At 70.6% G+C, this 925-nt stretch carries 1 protein-coding gene and 1 pseudogene; one reads left to right on the top strand and one right to left on the bottom strand.

The features are described 5' to 3' along the window. The first annotated feature begins 60 nt into the window (after positions 1 to 60). Complete coding sequence (locus A5704_RS20805) at positions 61 to 795, top strand: Rv3717 family N-acetylmuramoyl-L-alanine amidase (protein WP_197504916.1); 735 nt, start codon at positions 61 to 63, stop codon at positions 793 to 795. 8 nt (positions 796 to 803) lie between these two features. Here the strand turns inward: A5704_RS20805 and A5704_RS20800 are convergent. Beyond that, a pseudogene (locus tag A5704_RS20800) lies at positions 804 to 925 on the bottom strand (cutinase family protein); the annotation flags it as partial.

The raw sequence follows: 925 nt of genomic DNA, 5'->3' as shown, positions 1-925 counted from the left end.
TGCAGGAGCGCTGATTGTTACCATCGCGCGGTGACTGACCGCCCCGGCCGGCCGGGACCCATTTCCCGTCGCGACGTGCTGAGATTGGCTCCGGCGCTGCTCGGCGCCGGGGCCCTGGTAACCGCTCCCTCCGCCTCCGCCTCCGTCGCCGGGTCGGCCGTCTTCCTCGACCCGGGCCACAACGCCGTGAACGACGCGTCGATCAACCAGCAGGTCCCCAACGGCCGCGGCGGGACCAAGGCCTGCCAGACATCCGGGGCCGCCACCAACGACGGCTATCCCGAGCACGCGTTCACCTGGGCGGTCGTGGCGCTGATCAACCAGTCGCTCAACCAGCTGGGCGTGCGTACCCAGCTGTCGCGCGGTGACGACGGCTCCGTCGGCCCCTGCGTGGATCAGCGCGCCGCGGCCGCCAACGCGATGCGCCCCGACGCGATCGTGAGCATCCACGCCGACGGCGGACCCGCGTCCGGCAGCGGATTCCACGTCAACTACTCCAGCCCGCCCCTGAACGACGTCCAGGCCGGCCCCGCCGTCCAATTGGCCACCGCGATGCGGGATGCCTTGGCGCAGGCGGGCTTTCAGCCGGCCAACTACATCGGCTCGAACGGCCTCTACGGCCGCGACGACCTAGCGGGGCTGAACCTGGCCCAGTACCCGGCGATCCTCGTCGAACTCGGCAACATGAGGAACGCCGAGGACGCCGCGCGGATGGAAAGCCCGGACGGCCGCGCGCGTTACGCCAACGCGGTCACCCAGGGAATCGTGGCGTTCCTGAATGCCAAGTCCGGCTGAGCAATCGCTCAGCCGCCGAAGCTCCTGACCGGCGCGGTCGCCGGCCCACCCATGTCGAGGTGGCTGGAGGCGAAGGCGACGCCCTTGTCGATCATGGCGCCGTCGTCGGCGTAGGTGTTGTGGGCGGAGA

The sequence above is a fragment of the Mycobacterium sp. E735 genome (assembly GCF_001666955.1).
In the GTDB taxonomy this organism is placed as follows: domain Bacteria; phylum Actinomycetota; class Actinomycetes; order Mycobacteriales; family Mycobacteriaceae; genus Mycobacterium.
Note: the sequence above shows the minus strand (reverse complement) of the source record. Positions and strands in the feature narration are given on the sequence as shown.